This is a genomic window from Isoptericola sp. NPDC056134 (assembly GCF_042264825.1).
GTDB classification, from domain to species: domain Bacteria; phylum Actinomycetota; class Actinomycetes; order Actinomycetales; family Cellulomonadaceae; genus Isoptericola; species Isoptericola nanjingensis.
In genome coordinates, this window is record NZ_JBHJVM010000012.1 from 41,702 (window position 1) to 56,134 (window position 14,433).

The 14,433-nt window shown below is 75.3% G+C and carries 12 protein-coding genes; 9 read left to right on the forward strand and 3 right to left on the reverse strand.

Annotation, left to right across the window (positions count from 1 at the left end):
- Positions 1-265: 265 nt before the first annotated feature.
- The 3 genes from ACFCZN_RS12990 to ACFCZN_RS13000 are packed head-to-tail and all read left to right on the forward strand — an operon-like array spanning position 266 to position 5,180.
- Positions 266-1,489 (forward strand): XdhC family protein, encoded by a 1,224-nt coding sequence (locus ACFCZN_RS12990; protein WP_430557050.1) that lies wholly within the window; start codon positions 266-268, stop codon positions 1,487-1,489.
- Positions 1,480-2,334 carry an FAD binding domain-containing protein gene (locus ACFCZN_RS12995; protein ID WP_429762606.1) on the forward strand — a complete coding sequence of 285 codons (855 nt, stop codon included), beginning with the start codon at positions 1,480-1,482 and terminating at the stop codon, positions 2,332-2,334. The genes ACFCZN_RS12990 and ACFCZN_RS12995 overlap by 10 nt, the downstream gene beginning before the upstream one ends.
- The gene (locus ACFCZN_RS13000) at positions 2,331-5,180 is read left to right on the forward strand and encodes a molybdopterin-dependent oxidoreductase (protein WP_430557051.1); all 2,850 of its coding nucleotides are present in this window, start codon (positions 2,331-2,333) and stop codon (positions 5,178-5,180) included. Before ACFCZN_RS12995 ends, ACFCZN_RS13000 begins: the two co-directional genes overlap by 4 nt.
- A 26-nt stretch (positions 5,181-5,206) precedes the next feature.
- Here the strand turns inward: ACFCZN_RS13000 and ACFCZN_RS13005 are convergent, their stop codons facing one another.
- Positions 5,207-5,827: an NTP transferase domain-containing protein gene (locus tag ACFCZN_RS13005; protein ID WP_430557052.1), complete on the reverse strand. Its 621-nt coding sequence runs from the start codon at positions 5,825-5,827 to the stop codon at positions 5,207-5,209.
- Positions 5,824-6,252: a winged helix-turn-helix transcriptional regulator gene (locus tag ACFCZN_RS13010; RefSeq protein ID WP_430557053.1), complete on the reverse strand. Its 429-nt coding sequence runs from the start codon at positions 6,250-6,252 to the stop codon at positions 5,824-5,826. Before ACFCZN_RS13010 ends, ACFCZN_RS13005 begins: the two co-directional genes overlap by 4 nt.
- Positions 6,253-6,412: 160 nt before the next feature.
- On the opposite strand from ACFCZN_RS13010, the gene ACFCZN_RS13015 reads away from it, so the two are divergent.
- From ACFCZN_RS13015 to ACFCZN_RS13025, 3 genes are all read left to right on the forward strand, one after another.
- Positions 6,413-7,279 (forward strand): SDR family oxidoreductase, encoded by an 867-nt coding sequence (locus tag ACFCZN_RS13015; protein ID WP_430557054.1) that lies wholly within the window; start codon positions 6,413-6,415, stop codon positions 7,277-7,279.
- A 91-nt stretch (positions 7,280-7,370) separates the two neighbouring features.
- Complete coding sequence (locus ACFCZN_RS13020; protein WP_429762600.1) at positions 7,371-8,255, forward strand: LysR family transcriptional regulator; 885 nt, start codon at positions 7,371-7,373, stop codon at positions 8,253-8,255.
- A complete protein-coding gene (locus ACFCZN_RS13025; RefSeq protein ID WP_430557055.1) occupies positions 8,252-9,184 on the forward strand; it encodes a serine hydrolase in 933 nt (310 codons plus the stop codon). The genes ACFCZN_RS13020 and ACFCZN_RS13025 overlap by 4 nt, the downstream gene beginning before the upstream one ends.
- 13 nt (positions 9,185-9,197) lie before the next feature.
- Here ACFCZN_RS13025 and ACFCZN_RS13030 read toward each other — a convergent pair whose 3' ends face one another.
- The gene (locus ACFCZN_RS13030; RefSeq protein ID WP_430557056.1) at positions 9,198-10,169 is read right to left on the reverse strand and encodes an MBL fold metallo-hydrolase; all 972 of its coding nucleotides are present in this window, start codon (positions 10,167-10,169) and stop codon (positions 9,198-9,200) included.
- 160 nt (positions 10,170-10,329) lie between these two features.
- Between ACFCZN_RS13030 and ACFCZN_RS13035 the strand changes: the two genes are divergently transcribed.
- The 3 genes from ACFCZN_RS13035 (at position 10,330) to ACFCZN_RS13045 (ending at position 14,429) form a co-directional block, all read left to right on the forward strand.
- The gene (locus ACFCZN_RS13035) at positions 10,330-11,310 is read left to right on the forward strand and encodes a bile acid:sodium symporter family protein (protein ID WP_430557057.1); all 981 of its coding nucleotides are present in this window, start codon (positions 10,330-10,332) and stop codon (positions 11,308-11,310) included.
- Between the two features lie 230 nt (positions 11,311-11,540).
- Complete coding sequence (locus tag ACFCZN_RS13040; protein WP_430557058.1) at positions 11,541-12,815, forward strand: GAF domain-containing protein; 1,275 nt, start codon at positions 11,541-11,543, stop codon at positions 12,813-12,815.
- 90 nt (positions 12,816-12,905) lie between these two features.
- Positions 12,906-14,429: an aldehyde dehydrogenase family protein gene (locus ACFCZN_RS13045; protein WP_430557059.1), complete on the forward strand. Its 1,524-nt coding sequence runs from the start codon at positions 12,906-12,908 to the stop codon at positions 14,427-14,429.
- Positions 14,430-14,433: the final 4 nt, after the last annotated feature.

Genomic DNA, 14,433 nt, shown 5'->3' on the forward strand with positions numbered 1-14,433 from the left:
GTCATGGGCCGATCGTAGACGTTCCCGCCCGCGGACCCGTGACCCACGTCCGCTCGCGTGCTAGCGTGGAGTCCATCGGATGGAAGTTCAATTCCATTCAGCGGAACATCTTTCCTCTCGCGGGAGAGCGGTCCAAGGGCGGATTCAAGCCCTGTGTTTCCGGCGCGTCACAGCCGACGCGACCTCGGACACGCAGGGGACTCACCGCAAGGGTTCACTGGAAGGACGCCGGTTCGCCGGCACCCTGGCGGAAGCGAGGCCCACGATGCTCCAGATCGTCGACCAGCTCGCCCCGTGGCTCGGCCCGGGGCAGCCCCCGTTCGCCGTCGCGACGGTGGTCGGCGCGTCCGGCTCGGTGCCGCGGCCCGTCGGCACCGCGATGGCCGTGCGCGCCGACGGCGCCGTCGTCGGCAGCCTCTCCGGCGGCTGCGTGGAGGCGGCCGTGCACGCGGCCGCGCTCGACGCGATCGCCGTCGGCGAGTGCCACCGCGAGACCTTCGGCTACTCCGACGACGACGCGTTCGCCGTCGGGCTCACCTGCGGCGGCAGCCTCGAGGTGCACGTGCAGCCCGTGCGGCCGGGCGACCCGGACGACCCCGCCGCCGTCGCGCTCGCCCGCCTCGTCACCGCCGACGTCGGAGCCCCCGCCGCCCTCGTGCGGCGCCTCGACGTCGCGCGCCCCACCGCCGTGCTCCTCCCTGACCTGTCAGACAACCCGTTGCGCGGGCTGGTGGACGACGGCGCGCTGCCCGCGGTGTCCGCACAGGTCGCGGCCGTGCTGCGCGCGGGCGGGGCCGCCACCGTGCACGCCGCCCCCGGCGTTCCCGCCGGCGCGTGCGACGACGGCGCCCCGGAGGAGCCCGTCACGCTGCTCGTGGAGACCCGGCTGGCGCCGCCGCGGTTCGTGGTGGTGGGTGCCAACGACTTCGCCGGCGCGCTCGTGCGCGCCGTGCGCCTGCTCGGGTACCGCGTGACGCTCGTCGACGCCCGCGAGGTGTTCGCCGCGCCGCGCCGGTTCCCGCAGGCGGACGAGGTGGTCGTGGACTGGCCGGACCGGTACCTCGCCGCCGAGGCCGCCGCCGGCCGGCTCGACGCCCGCACCGCCGTCGCGGTCCTCACCCACGACGTGAAGTTCGACGTCCCGACGCTGCGGCTCGCGCTCGGGCTCCCGCTCGCGTACGTGGGCGCGATGGGCTCGCGCCGCTCGCACGCGCAGCGGGTGCAGGCCCTCCGCGACGAGGGCGTGACCCCCGACCGGCTGGCCCGGCTGCGCTCGCCGATCGGCCTCGACCTCGGAGCCGTGACGCCGGAGGAGGTGGCCGTGTCGGTCGTCGCCGAGCTCGTCGCGGTCCGCTACGGCCGCGACGCGCCCGTCCCCCTGAGCCGCACCGACGGGCCGCTGCACGCGGCCACCGGCACGACCCCTGGCACGGCCTCGGGCACCACCCCCAGCACCACCCGAACCAAGGAGCACCCCCGGTGGACATGAACACCGTCACCGACCTGGTCCCCACCGCCGACCCCGCCGACTGGCGCGAGGGCGACGCGTGGCTGGCCGGCGGCACCGTCCTGTTCTCGTACGGCAGCCAGACGCTACGCCGCCTGCTGGACGTCACGACCGCCGGCTGGCCCGCGCTCACCGTGACCGACGAGGGGCTGGAGATCGCCGCGACCTGCACCGTCGCCGAGCTCTACGCCTTCCCGGAGGCCGCCGCGTCGGAACCGGTGCGCGACGCGTGGCGCGCGCTCGACCTCGTGCGCCCGTGCTGCGACGCGTTCGTCGCGTCGTTCAAGATCTGGAACACCTCGACCGTCGGCGGCAACGTCGCGACGTCGCTGCCCGCGGGCCCGATGACGTCGCTCACCGCGGCGCTCGACGGCGTCGCCGAGGTGTGGGGGCCTGGCGGCGCCCGGCGCACGCAGCCCGTGGCGGAGCTCGTCACCGGCGAGATGCGCAACACCCTCGCCCCGGGCGAGCTGCTGCGCGCGATCCGGCTCGCGGCCGCGGCGCTCCGCGCCCGCACCGCCTACCGGCGGTTGTCGCTGTCGAACCTCGGACGCTCCGGGGTGCTGCTGATCGGGCGCCTCGACGCGCCCGCCGACGGCGGCGAGCTGGTGATCACCGTGACCGCGTCGACCCGTCGGCCGGTGCAGCTGCGGTTCCCCGACGGCGCGCACCCCGACGCCGCCGGGCTGGCCGCCGCGATCGACGCCGCGATCCCGTTCGACCTCTACCACGACGACATCCACGGCCTGCCCGAGTGGCGCCGCGACATGACCTACCGGCTCGCGGAGGAGATCCGCGCCGAGCTGACCGACGGAGGCCGGCGATGACCGACGCGACCACCCGCCCCACGACTCTCGCCCCGGGCGCCTCCCTCGTGCTCCGGGTGGACGGCCGCGACGTGGACGCGGTGCCGCGAGCCGGCCAGTGCCTGCGCACGTTCCTGCGCGAGCAGGGCTCGCTCGGCGTCAAGAAGGGGTGCGACGGCGGCGACTGCGGCGCGTGCACCGTGCACGTCGACGGGGTCCCCGTGCACAGCTGCGTGTACCCCGCGCGGCGTGCCGCCGGGCGCGACGTCACGACGATCGGGGGCCTCGCCGCCACGGCCGAGGAGCCGACGGCGGACGGGCTGCACCCCGTGCAGCAGCAGTTCCACGACGCGCAGGGCTTCCAGTGCGGCTTCTGCACCGCCGGCATGATCATGACGGCGGCGACCTTCGACGACGAGCAGCGCGCGAACCTGCCCCGCAACCTCAAGGGCAACCTGTGCCGGTGCACCGGGTACCGGGCGATCGAGGACGCGGTGCGGGGGACGGAGAACGCCGAGACGATCGGCGGCTGTGGCACGGCGTTCGGCACCTCGGAGCCCGCCCCCGCGAGCCGCGGCGTGGTCACCGGCCAGGTGCGCTACACGCTCGACGTCGACCCGGAGGCGTACCCGGGGCTGCTGCACCTCAAGCTGGCGAGGTCGCCGCACGCGCACGCACGGATCCTGTCGATCGACACCTCCGACGCGCTCGCCGTGCCCGGGGTCCGCGCGGTGCTCACGCACGAGGACGCGCCCGCCGCCCGGTTCAGCACGGCCCAGCACGAGCTGTGGACGGACGACCCCGACGACACCCGCATCCTCGACGACGTGGTCCGGTACGTCGGGCAGCGCGTGGCCGCCGTCGTCGCCGACTCGGTGGCCGCGGCGGAGGAGGGCGTGCGCCGGCTGCGGGTGGAGTACGAGGTGCTGCCCGCGCTGATCGACCCCGAGCAGGCGATGGTCCCCGGCGCGCCGCTCGTGCACCCCGACCTGGACGCCGCGGCGGCGCGGGTCTCGCGTCCGGAGGCGAACGTCGTCGCGGAGCTGCACTCCGACCTCGGTGACGTCGAGGCGGGCCTCGCGGAGGCCGACGTCGTGCACGAGGCCACCTACCGCACGCAGCGGGTGCAGAACGCGGCGCTCGAGACGCACGCGGCGATCGCGTCGTTCGACGACGACGGCCGGCTCGTGGTGCGGTCCTCGACCCAGGTGCCCTTCCTCGCGCGGCGCCATCTCGCGCGCGTGCTGGACCTGCCTATGGACCGCGTGCGCGTGGTGTGCGAGCGCGTGGGCGGCGGGTTCGGCGGCAAGCAGGAGGTGCTGGTCGAGGACGTCGCGGGGCTCGCGGCACTGCGGCTCGGCCGGCCGGTGCAGCTCGAGCTCACGCGCACCGACACGTTCGTCGGCACGACGACCCGGCACCCGTTCCGCATCAAGGTGCGGGCGGGTGCCCGCCGCGACGGCACGCTGACCGCGCTGCACCTCGACGTGCTGAGCAACACCGGCGCGTACGGCAACCACGGGCCGGGCGTGATGTTCCACGGCTGCGGCGAGTCGATCGCCGTCTACCGGTGCGCGAACAAGAAGGTCGACGCGCACTGCGTCTACACGCACACGCTGCCCGCGGGCGCGTTCCGCGGGTACGGCCTGAGCCAGATGATCTTCGCCGTCGAGTCCGCGATGGACGAGCTGGCCCGGCAGCTCGGCCTGGACCCGCTCGAGCTGCGGCGGCGCAACGTCGTGCACCCGGGCGTACCGATGCTGTCCACCGCGCCCGAGCCTGAGGAGGACGTGTTGTACGGCAGCTACGGCCTCGACCAGTGCATCGAGCTGGCCGACGACGCGCTGGCCCGCGGCCGAGCGCGCGACGTCGCGGCGTACGGCGCCCACCCCGCGGACGCGACGCGACCCTGGCTGGGCGACGACTGGGGCGTCGGCGAGGGCACCGCGCTGTCCATGATCGACACCGTGCCGCCGCGCGGGCACGTGGCGCACGCCCGCGCCCGGCTGCGCCCGGACGGCGTGGTCGAGGCCGAGGTCGGCACCGCCGAGTTCGGCAACGGCACCACGACGGTGCACGCCCAGCTCGTGGCCAGCGCGCTCGGGCAGCGGGCCGCCGACGTCGTCGTCAAGCAGTCCGACACGGACCTCGTGGAGCACGACACCGGCGCCTTCGGGTCCACCGGCACCGTGGTGGCGGGCAAGGCGTCGCTCGCCGCGGCCACGGAGCTGGCGGAGCGGGTGCGCGTGGTGGCGGCGTCCCTCACCGGGACGGCGCCGGCCGGCTGCCGCCTGGTGCCCGGCGGCGTCGAGCACGCGGGCGGGGCCGTCGTGCCGCTCGCCGAGGTGGCGCGCCACGCGCGGGCCGCGGGCGTGCGGCTCGAGGCCGAGGGCCGCTGGGGCGGCACGCCCCGGTCGGTCGCGTTCAACGTGCACGGCTTCCGCGTGGCCGTGCACCGCGGCACCGGCGAGATCCGCATCCTGCAGAGCGTCCAGGCCGCCGACGCCGGCGAGGTCGTCAACCCCCGGCAGTGCCGCGGCCAGGTCGAGGGCGGCATCGCGCAGGCCCTCGGCGCCGCGCTGTACGAGGACGTCGTGATCGACGACGCCGGCCGCGTCACGACCGACATCTTCCGCCAGTACCACCTGCCCACTTTCGCCGACGTGCCCCGAAGCGAGGTGTACTTCGCCGAGACGTCGGACACCACCGGGCCGATGGGGGCGAAGTCGATGAGCGAGAGCCCGTTCAACCCCGTCGCCCCCGCGCTCGCCAACGCGCTGCGCGCCGCCACGGGCGTGCGGTTCACCGAGCTGCCGCTCTCGCGCGACAAGGTCTACCTGGGCATGAAGGCCGCTGCGACGTCCTGAAGCGCCCACGACGTTTCCAGGTCGGGTCAGGCGAGCAGGTCGAGGTCGGCCTCGGTGTCGACGTCGCGGCCGTCGCCGGGGTGGACGACGACGTCGATCAGGTCGGCGTGCGCGCGGAGGAACGCGCGGGCCCCGGCGTCCCCGACGGCGCCGGCCGCGGCCGGGCCGGCGTGCGCGGCGTCCAGCACGAGCGGGTGGGCCCAGCGCGGCCGGCCGCCCTCGGGCGCCGGCGCGCCGGCCCATCGAGAGGCGGTGACCCGGCCGGGGCGGTGCGTCGCGAGCAGGCGCGCGACGTCCTCGGGTGTGACGCCGGGCTGGTCCACGTGCGCGACGACGACGCGCGCCGGAGCCTCGCCGTCGCGCGGCTCCAGGGCCGCCGCGACGCCCGCCCGCAGCGACGACGCCATGCCCGTGGCCCAGTCGTCGTTGACGACCACGCGGGCGGCGTGGAGATCGGTCGCGGCCGCGACCCGCGGAGCCTCGGCGCCGATCACGACGACGACCTGGTCGCAGCCGCCGTCGGCCAGCACGCCTGCGACGTGCTCCACGAGCGGCCGGCCGCCGTGGGGGAGGAGCGCCTTCGGTCCGCGGCCCAGGCGGGTGCCCGCGCCCGCGGCGAGCAGCACGGCGACGGTGCGACCCGTCACGAGACCTCGCGCCGCGCGTCGTAGCGCTGCTGGGCGGCGCTGACCTCGTCGACCGAGCCCTCGAGGACGTCGAGCAGGCCCACGAGCCGGTCGGCGACGCGGCGGCCGAGGTCGGTGAGCGAGTACTCGACGTGCGGCGGGATGGTGGTGCGCACCTCGCGGGCGACCATGCCGTCGCGCTCGAGCGCCTGGAGGGTCTGGGCGAGCATCTTCTCGCTCACCCCGTCGATGCGGCGGCGCAGCGCGTTGAACCGCACGGCTCCGTCGCGCAGCCCGGCCACCGTGAGCACGCCCCATCGCCCTGTGACCGCCTCCAGCGCCTGGCGCGAGGTGCACCCGCGCGAGAACACGTCGGCGATCATCGCGTCCGTCGGGCCGGCGTCGACGGCGTCGACCGGGGCGATGGCGGGGGAGTCAGGGGTCACCCGGACAGGATACGGGGCGCTCCGCCCGCAGGCACTGTGACGAGCGCCGCACATGCGTCCAGTTGGCACTAACGAATAGTAAGTGCATGCTGGGCGGGGCGGTCCGGTCGACGGGCCGGCCGCGAGTCCGACCTGAGCCTGCACCCGAAGGAGCATCACCATGACCATCGCCGTCACCGGCACCAGCGGCCACCTGGGCCGCCTCGTCGTCGAGTCCCTCCTCGCCCGCGGCGCCGCGCCCGCGGACGTCGTCGCCCTCGCCCGCTCGACGGCGAAGGCCGCGGACCTCGCGCAGCGCGGCGTCGTCGTCCGCGAGGCCGACTACGACCGCCCGGAGACGCTCGCCCCCGCCCTCGACGGCGTCGAGGTGCTGGTGCTCGTCTCCGGCTCCGCCGTCGGCCAGCGGGTCCGCCAGCACGGCGCCGTGATCGACGCGGCCAAGGGCGCCGGCGTCCGCCGCGTCGTCTACACGAGCGCCCCGCACGCCGACACCTCGCCGCTGATCCTCGCGCCGGAGCACAAGGCGACCGAGGAGCTGCTCGCGGCGTCCGGCCTGACCACGACGGTGCTGCGCAACGGCTGGTACACCGAGAACTACCTGCCCGACGTCGAGCGGGCCCGGGAGACCGGGGAGATCGTCGCCTCGGTCGGGGACGGCCGCGTCGCCAGCGCGAGCCGCGCCGACTACGCCGAGGCCGCGGCCGTCGTCGCGCTCGCCACCGACGGTGCGCACGACGACGCCGTCCACGAGCTCACCGGCGACGTCGCGTGGGACTTCGACGAGCTCGCCCGCACCGTCACGGAGCTGCTCGGCCGTCCCGTGACCTACCGTTCGGTCGAGCCCGAGGAGCAGCGCGAGGCGCTGCTCGCCGCCGGTCTCGACGAGGGCACGGCCGGTTTCCTCGTCGCGCTGGACGCCGACACCCGCGCCGGGCTGCTGGCGGAGACGACGGGCGTGCTCGCCGGGCTGATCGGCCGCCCCACCACGCCGTTGGCCGACGGCCTCCGCAAGGGCTTGAAGGGCTGAGCGCCACCGCCGTCCCGCTCTGACCCGCCGGCGTCTCGTCGTCCCGCCGGTCCTCCCCGGGGCGCGAGAGACCGGTGGGGATAATCGCCCCGTGGACCTCGAGAACACCTGCCGCGCGTTCGTCGCGGTGAGCGAGCGGCGCAGCTTCACCGGCGGCGCGGCGGCGATCGGCGTGCCGCAGCCCGTCGTGAGCCGCCGCGTCGCCGCGCTCGAGACGCACCTCGGTGGGCGCCTGTTCGACCGGACGACACGCGAGGTGTTCCTCACGGGGCTGGGGAGCCGGCTGCTCCCGGCCGCCCAGCGCGTCGTCGAGGCGGCGGACGACCTGCGGGCGGCGGCGGCGATGCGCGAGGCGCCGCCCCTGCGCCTCGTGGTCCCGGAGGACCTCTCGCCAACGGTCACGGCCACGCTGATCGCTGACGCCCGGCAGGCGGGGATCGTGCTGCGGCCGCTGCCTGCCCCTCCGGCACGACGCGCGGAGATGGTGCGCGACTCGCGCGCGGACGCCGCGCTCGTCGTGGCGACGACCGGTGCGGCGCGCTGGACCGCCCCGCTGGGGTGGGGCGGTGGCGGCCCGGACGGCGGGGCACGGGTGTACCTCGACGAGCTGGCCCCGCGCCGCGGAGACCCCGGACCGCCGCGACGCGTGTGGGTGACCCCGGAGGACGACAACGCCCTCGTCGGCGACGCCCTGGCCCGGCACGCCGCGTCCGCAGGCTGTCTGCCGCGGCAGGTGCGGGTGGCCCCGCTGGTCCCCGCGCTGGCCGCGGTGACGACCAGCGCGGACCTGCTGCTCTGCACCCCGGTGCAGGCTCGCGAGCTGGGGCTCTCCTGGACGTCGCCGGGCGGCCTCGACCTCTCCCGGGCGCACCGCCTGGAGCTGCGGCCCGGCGATCCCGTGGCGGCGACCGCCTCGATCGACGCCCTGGCCGAGGCGATCGCGCTCGCCCTCGGCGCCGCGGAGGTCGCCCCGTGATCGCGGGAGCCGCCGCGGCGGGCGAGGTCCGGCGGGTGCGGCACGAGCTCGCCGATGCCGGCCTGACCGCGGGGATCCTCGTCCGCGACCTCGACTCCGGTCGGGAGGTCGGCGTCGACCCGCACCTCGAGCTCCCGGTCGCCTCCCTCGTCAAGGTCCCGGTAGCTCTCGCGACGCTCGAGCGGATCCGTCGCCGGGAGCTCGACGCCGCCTCGACCGTGGTGGTCGACCCGGGGCGTGCGACGAGCACGGGACCGCCGGGCATCACGCGGTTCAGGCACCCGGCGTCGGTGGCCCTCGACGACCTGCTCTACCTGGCCGTCTCGCTGAGCGACAGCAGCGCCTGCGACGCGCTGCTCGCCCTGACACCTCCCGCCCACGTCAGCCGGGTGCTGCGCGAGCTCCGGGTGCCGGACGTCGAGATCCGGCACGGTCTCGGCGAGCTGGACGACACCCCGGCGGAGGCGATGGAGCACCTCGCGCCGGGGCTCGGGCACGCCTTCGCGGCGCTGGCGAGCACCGCGAGCGGAGGAAGCGTGATCCGGTCGCTCGACGTCTCGGTGTCGACGACCTCCTCGGCGCGCGTGCTGGCGGACCTCCTCGGCGCGGTCTGGGACCCGGACCGGCTGGACCCCGCGGTGTCCGGCCGCCTGCGCGAGCTCCTCGCCTCCAACGTGCACCGGCACCGCCTGGCGCCCGAGTTCGACCGCGACTCGTCCACCTGGTCGTCCAAGACGGGCACCGTGCTCAACCTGCGCCACGAGGCGGGGGTCGTCGAGCACGCGGACGGCGGCCGGTTCGTCGTCGTCGTCCTCAGCCGGTCCAGCGTGGCGGCGGGGGCGCAGCCGGCCGCGGAGATGGCGCTCGGTCGCGCCGCTCGCCGGCTGCACGACCTGGTGCGCCGCACCGCACCCTCGCCACGCCCGTGATCCCGGTGGTCCGTCAGAGCAGGTCGAGCGAGGTCCGGTAGTCCGGCACGACGACGCGGGTCCGGGGCGACGCGCGTCGGATCGCGGCCACCGTGGCACGCAGCCGGTCGGCCGTCCCGTCGTCCTGCACGGTGGGCGGGTCGGTCGGCGAGGCCTCGAAGTGGTCCCAGTGGACGGGGACGACCAGCCTGGGCCCGTCGAGGACGTCCATGAGCCGGGAGGCGTACTCGCTGGTGACGTCGTTCGCCGGCACCGGCACGGCGACCGCGTCGGGCCGCAGCCCGCGCAGCGACAGGTCGTCGAAGTCGCTCGCCCCCAGGAGCAGCACGCTGCGGCCCGACGGCGCGCGCAGGAGGTACGCCAGCGTGTCCCCCTCCGGCAGGTCGGCGATGGTCGCGGGGCGCTCCGGTACCGCGTGGCGCACCCCGGGGAACAGCACCCCACCGTTGCCGGAGCGGCTGTGCAACGACCGGACGGCGCGGACCACCAGGTCACCCACGACGATCTCCTCGCCGCCCTTGAGCACCGCGAGCTGGTCGTCGGCCACACCGAAGGACCGTGCGAGGTGATATCCCGTCAGGGTGGTGAACACCGTGCCGCCCCGGGTCGCGGCGATGTGCGGGACGTCGCCGAAGTGGTCCCAGTGGGTGTGCGTGACCAGGGTCGCGGTGACCCGGCCTGCCCGGTCGGGCCGCCCCAGGACGTCGTCGATCGCCGCCGGGTCGACCGTGAGCTGCGTGCCGCGGTCGAACAGTCCCTTCGCCAGCCCCGTGTCGAACCGGGTGAGGTAGGGGTCGACCAGCAGGTGGGAGCGCGGCGTGCGGATCTGCCAGCCCGCCACGCCGAGCCAGCGGAACGTCGCGTGGCCGGGCGCACCTCGGTCCTCCACCCGGGGCGCGGCGAGGGCAGGGGCGCCGGTGAGCGCTCCGGCAGCGGCGGTTCCGGCCAAGCCGAACAGGGTCCGGCGGCGGACGGTCACGGTCATGTCGTCTCCTCGGGTCGTCGTGGCCACGACCGTGCCACCCCGCGACCGATGCCCACCAAGACTCGTGACCGCCCGGTCATGCGCTTCGGGAATGAGTGGTCCGGTCGGCGCCGGGCGGACGTGTCCGCGCCTCCGGCGCTGCACTCCCTACACTCGCCCGGTGCGTCGTGTGCTGAGCCGTTGGGTGGACCCGTTCGTCGTCACGCTGGTCGTGGTGATGGTGCTGGGGCTGGTGGTGCCCGTCGGCCCGGGGGTGCAGCAGGTCGTCGACGTCGCGGCCGACGTCGCGGTGACGATCCTGTTCCTCGTCTACGGCGCGCGCCTGTCGACCCGCGAGGTGTGGGCGGGGCTGCGCAACTGGCGCCTGCAGGGCGGCATCCTCGTCGCCACGTACGTGCTGTTCCCGGTGCTCGGCCTCGTCGTCGCGTGGGCGATCACCCCGCTGGTCGGTGCGCCGCTCGCCGCCGGGATGCTCTACCTGTCGCTGCTGCCGTCGACCGTGCAGTCGTCGGTGGCGTTCACGTCGGTGGCGCGCGGCAACGTCGCGGGCGCGATCTGCGGCGCCACCGTGTCCAACGTGCTCGGCATGGTGCTCACCCCGCTGCTGGTGCTGTGGCTCATGACCGACGCCGACGGCGGCGCAGGCGCGACCGCCGGTCACGGCCTCGACGGGCTGCAGACCGTGCTGCTGCAGCTTCTGCTCCCGTTCGTCGTGGGCCAGCTGCTGCAGCCGTGGGTGGGCGACTGGGTCCGCGCCCGCCGCTGGCTCACCCTGTCCGTGGACCGGGGCACGATCCTCGTCGTGGTGTTCTCCGCCGTCGCGGCGGCGAGCTCCGCGGGCGTGTGGGCCGGCACCTCCGCCTGGGCGATCGTCGTGCTGCTCGTGGTGAGCGGGGTGTTCCTGGCGATCATGCTCGGGCTCACGTGGTGGGGCGGCGCCGCGCTCAAGCTGCCCGTCGAGGACCGGATCGCGCTGCTCATGTGCGGGTCCAAGAAGTCCCTCGCCACCGGCCTGCCCATGGCGAGCGTGCTGTTCCCGGTCGCCGCGGCCGGCGTCATCGCCGTCCCGGTGATCATCTTCCACCAGCTCCAGCTCGTGGTCTGCGCCGTGCTCGCCCGCCGCCTCGCCCTGCGGGACTGAGCAACGGGGCGGCGGCGAGCATCCCGGCGGCGCAGCGCAGCGGGGTCCGCGGCCGCTGCGGCCCGGGCCGGCCGTCACGGCGCTCCGCGTTCGGGTCGTCCCACAGGATCGCAAGCGCCCCACGGTGCCCGACGGTGCGGGGGGTGATCCAGGGTCCGGCGATCCGTGGCTGGGCTGTCCGCCCCCTAGACTGTGCCGCACGCACCGGACGACGACGTCGGGAGGTCGCGGTGGAACGCTCGGCCATGTCGATGGCCCGCGGGGACGGGGCCCGCGCGGCAGGGGTGCGTCGTGACCCCCGCAGCGTGCGCGCCGCGTACGAGCGGTTCCTCGGCACGGGCGAGCCGCCCGGCGGCATCGACCCCGTCGTCGCCGACTCCTGGCGCCGCTCCCTGCGCAGCGGCGTCGACCCGGACACCCCGCACCCGCAGGTCGCGCTCGCCGACGCCGAGCTGGCCGCCTACCGCGCCGCCCATCCCCTCGCCGCCGTCATGCCGGTGGTCCGCGAGCTCGTGGTCGACGGCGCCGCGGACGACGGCCTGGTCGTCGCCGTCTCCGACGAGATCGGCCGCCTGCTCTGGGTGGAGGGCAACCGCCGGCTGCGCGGCACGGTCGACCGGGTCGGGTTCGTCGAGGGTGCCGTGTGGGGCGAGGAGAGCGTGGGCACCAACGCGCCGGGCACGGCTCTGGCGACCCGCCGTGCCGTCCAGGTGATCGGCGCCGAGCACTTCGCCCGCCCCGTGCAGGAGCTCAGCTGCGCCGCCGCGCCCATCCGCGACCCTCGCACCGGACGGGTGCTGGGCGTCCTCGACGTCACCGGCCGACGGGCCGCGGCGACGCACGTCGTGCTGTCCCTCGTGCGGGCCACGGTCGCCACCGTGGAGCGCGAGCTCGCGACCCGCGCCGCCGCGGCCCTGCACCCGTCCGGCGTCGCGCCGGTCGACCTCCGTGTGCTCGGCCGGCCCGTGCTGCGGACGCCCGCGGGGGAGCGGCCGCTGTCGCTGCGGCACGCCGAGATCCTGCTGCTGCTCGCGGAGCACCCGCGCGGCCTCGCCGCCGACGAGCTCGCCGTGCTGCTGCACCCCGGCGTGCTGTCCGACGTCACCGTCCGGGCCGAGGTCTCCCGGCTGCGGCACGTCGTCGGCGCGCTGCTCGCCGGGTCGCGGCCGTACCGGCTCGCCCGCCCCCTGCGCACCGACGCGGGCGACGTGCGCGCGGCCCTCGCCGCCGGCGACGTCCGCGCCGCCGTCGGCGCCTACGCGCCGCTGCTGCCGCGGTCCGTGGCCCCCGGCATCGAGCAGCTGCGGGCGGAGCTGTCCGCGGAGGTGCGCGCCGCCGTCCTGGCCTCCGGCGACCCCGACGCCCTGGACGCCTGGGTGCGCGGCGCCGAGGGCGCCGACGACCACGCCGCCTGGACCCGCCTGCTCGACGTCGCCCCGGCCGGCAGCCCGCAGGCCGTGCGCGCCCGCGCCCGCGCCGGGCTGCTCGACGAGACGCTCTCGTGACGGCCTGACTGCAACGGGGCTGCAACCCTCGCCGTCCTACGGTCGCGTCCAACGCGGCGCGACGAGGCGCCGCACGTGCGAGGAGGCAGCATGACCGTCTACGCAGCCCCCGGTCAGCCCGGGGCGGTCGCCGAGTACCGCGCCCGGTACGACCACTGGATCGGCGGCGAGTACGTGCCGCCGGCGAGCGGGCAGTACTTCGAGAACCCCAGCCCGGTCACCGGGCAGACCTTCACCGAGGTGGCCCGCGGCAACGCCGAGGACATCGAGCGCGCGCTCGACGCCGCCCACGGCGCGGCGCCCGCGTGGGGGCGTACGTCCGTCACGGAGCGGGCGAACGTGCTCCACAGGATCGCGGACCGGATGGAGGCGAACCTCGAGAAGATCGCCGTCGCGGAGACGTGGGAGAACGGCAAGCCCGTCCGCGAGACGCTCGCCGCCGACATCCCGCTCGCCATCGACCACTTCCGCTACTTCGCCGGCGCCATCCGCGCGCAGGAGGGGTCGATCTCGGAGATCGACGAGGACACCGTCGCGTACCACTTCCACGAGCCGCTCGGCGTCGTCGGGCAGATCATCCCGTGGAACTTCCCGATCCTCATGGCCACGTGGAAGCTGGCGCCGGCGCTCGCGGCGGGCAACGCCGTCGTGCTCAAGCCGGCCGAGCAGACGCCGGCGTCCATCCTGTTCCTCATGGACCTCATCGGCGACCTGCTGCCGCCGGGGGTCGTCAACGTCGTCAACGGGTTCGGCGTCGAGGCGGGCAAGCCGCTCGCGTCGAGCTCGCGCATCCGCAAGATCGCGTTCACCGGCGAGACCACGACCGGCCGCCTGATCATGCAGTACGCGTCGCAGAACATCATCCCGGTCACGCTGGAGCTGGGCGGCAAGAGCCCGAACATCTTCTTCTCGGACGTCGCGTCGGCCAGGGACGACTACTACGACAAGGCGCTCGAGGGGTTCACGATGTTCGCCCTCAACCAGGGGGAGGTGTGCACCTGCCCGTCGCGCGCGCTCATCCAGGCCGACATCTACGACCAGTTCCTGGGCGACGCCCTGGAGCGCACCAAGGCGGTCAAGCAGGGCAACCCGCTGGACACCGACACGATGATCGGCGCGCAGGCGAGCAACGACCAGCTCGAGAAGATCCTGTCGTACATCGACATCGGCAAGGCGGAGGGGGCCAAGTTGCTCACGGGCGGGCACCGGGCCGAGCTCGACGGCGACCTGGCGGGCGGCTACTACGTGACGCCCACCGTGTTCGAGGGCAAGAACTCCATGCGGATCTTCCAGGAGGAGATCTTCGGGCCGGTCGTGTCCGTGACGGAGTTCGCCGACTTCGACGACGCGATGAAGATCGCCAACGACACCCTCTACGGCCTGGGCGCCGGCGTCTGGTCCCGTCAGGGCGAGACGGCGTACCGCGCCGGCCGCACGATCGAGGCCGGGCGGGTGTGGACGAACTGCTACCACGCGTACCCCGCGGCCGCGGCGTTCGGCGGGTACAAGGGCTCCGGCGTCGGGCGCGAGAACCACAAGATGATGCTCGACCACTACCAGCAGACCAAGAACCTCCTGGTCAGCTACTCGGGCCAGAAGCTCGGGTTCTTCTAGACCG